This window comes from Streptomyces sp. NPDC006265 (genome assembly GCF_040613555.1).
Classification (GTDB): Bacteria; Actinomycetota; Actinomycetes; order Streptomycetales; family Streptomycetaceae; genus Streptomyces.
In genome coordinates this window covers 1-2,203 of record NZ_JBEXSH010001175.1, presented here as the reverse complement: position 1 = coordinate 2,203, position 2,203 = coordinate 1, and the positions used below count along the sequence as shown (strand labels likewise).

Genomic DNA, 2,203 nt, shown 5'->3' with positions numbered 1-2,203 from the left:
GGCTGATCTTCAGATCGCCGTACTGGCTGGGATCCGGCGCAGGCCGACCGCCATCGCCGGGATCCAGTTGGTTCAGCTGCACGCTCTCGCCGATCGGATGGCCGGCCTCCTTCGCGAGCTGCCGGGCCTGGAGGGACAGGGCGCGGATCAACGCGTGCTGCCGGCGGCTCAGCTCGCGCAGCTGCGTGCCGTCCAGGTCCTGGTGGGCCTGCCGCAACCCCTCCCCCAGGCGCAGCAGGGGCTCGACCTCCCCGGGGCTGCTGCGGACCAGGAGATTGCTGACCCAGGCGGCGAGGCTGGGCTTGCGCAAGGTGCGGATCCGCTCGGCGAGTTCCCGGTCGCCGGCGGTGCGGGCGGAGGCCATGGCGGAGGCGCGGGCGGCGGTGAACTCCTCCGGGCGCAGGGCGTACAGCTCGTCGGCGACGGAGTCGTAGTCCATGGTCACCCCTTTCGCACGGAAGATCCGCTTTCGATCGTCTCAAGCCCCGCCCTCAGGGGCGCGCGGAGCGCCCGCAGAACGGTCGGAGGCACCCCGTTCAAGATCAGGAAATCGACGGTTTAACATATGAGCGCCGCCTAGCTCGAAAGATGGACTCGTGACTGTCAACGACGACTCGTTCACCAACTGGAAGATCCGCGAGGAGATCGCGGAGTCGATGATCCCGATCATCGGGAAGCTGCACCGGGAGCAGGACGTGACGGTCCTGCTGCACAGCCGCTCCCTGGTGAACAAGTCGGTGGTGAGCATCCTCAAGACCCACCGTTTCGCCCGGCAGATCGCCGGTGCGGAGCTCTCGGTCACCGAGACGCTGCCGTTCCTGCAGACCCTCGCCGAGCTCGACCTGGGTCCGTCCCAGATCGACATCGGCATGCTCGCCGCGACGTACCGCGAGGACGACCGCGGTCTGTCGGTCGCGGAGTTCACCGCCGAGGCCGTCGCCGGTGCCACGGGAGCCAACAAGATCGAGCGCCGTGAGGGCCGGGACGTCGTCCTCTACGGCTTCGGCCGCATCGGCCGGCTCGTGGCCCGCCTGCTCATCGAGAAGTCCGGCTCGGGCAACGGTCTGCGGCTGCGGGCCATCGTCGTGCGCGGGGGCGGCGAGCAGGACATCGTCAAGCGCGCCTCGCTGCTGCGCCGCGACTCGATCCACGGCCAGTTCCAGGGCACGATCACCGTCGACGAGGCGAACAGCACGATCGTCGCCAACGGCAACGCCATCAAGGTGATCTACGCCGACGACCCGTCCGAGGTCGACTACACGGCGTACGGCATCAAGGACGCCATCCTCATCGACAACACCGGCAAGTGGCGCGACCGCGAGGGCCTGTCCCAGCACCTGCGCCCCGGTATCGACAAGGTCGTGCTGACCGCGCCCGGCAAGGGTGACGTCCCCAACATCGTGCACGGCGTCAATCACCACACGATCAAGCCGGACGAGCAGATCCTGTCCTGCGCGTCCTGCACCACGAACGCGATCGTGCCGCCGCTGAAGGCGATGGACGACGAGTTCGGCGTCCATCGCGGCCACGTCGAGACGGTTCACTCGTTCACCAACGACCAGAACCTGCTGGACAACTACCACAAGGCCGACCGCCGCGGCCGGTCCGCGCCGCTCAACATGGTCATCACCGAGACCGGTGCCGCCTCCGCCGTCGCCAAGGCGCTGCCCGACCTCAAGGCGCCGATCACCGGCAGCTCGATCCGCGTCCCGGTCCCGGACGTCTCCATCGCGATCCTCAGCCTGCGGCTCGGCCGCGAGACCACCCGCGAGGAGGTCCTCGACCACCTCCGCGACGTCTCCCTGACCTCGCCGCTCAAGCGCCAGATCGACTTCACCACGGCTCCCGACGCGGTCTCCAGCGACTTCATCGGCTCGCGCCACGCCTCGATCGTCGACGCGGGCGCCACCAAGGTCGACGGCGACAACGCGATCCTCTATCTGTGGTACGACAACGAGTTCGGCTACTCGTGCCAGGTCATCCGCGTCGTTCAGCACGTCTCCGGCGTGGAGTACCCGACGTACCCGGCCCCGGCGGTCTGACCCCGGAAGACGAAAGCGCGGGGCGTGCGGGCCCCGCGCTTTCGTGTGTCACCGCCGGGTCAGCTCGACCCTGTACTACCGTGCCTGTGTGCCGTCGTGGCTGGTCACGGAGTCGATGTGGGGCTTGTTGTCCGCGCTCGTGGAGAGATACCAGAACTGCC

1 protein-coding gene and 1 pseudogene are annotated in these 2,203 nt (G+C 68.3%); one reads left to right on the top strand and one right to left on the bottom strand.

Annotated elements, in window-relative coordinates; translation table 11 throughout:
• A pseudogene (locus ABZ281_RS46720) lies at positions 1-439 on the bottom strand (hypothetical protein); the annotation flags it as partial.
• A 157-nt stretch (positions 440-596) separates the two neighbouring features.
• Between ABZ281_RS46720 and ABZ281_RS46715 the strand changes: the two are divergent.
• The gene (locus ABZ281_RS46715) at positions 597-2,042 is read left to right on the top strand and encodes a glyceraldehyde-3-phosphate dehydrogenase (protein ID WP_356664624.1); all 1,446 of its coding nucleotides are present in this window, start codon (positions 597-599) and stop codon (positions 2,040-2,042) included.
• The last annotated feature ends 161 nt before the right edge of the window (positions 2,043-2,203 follow it).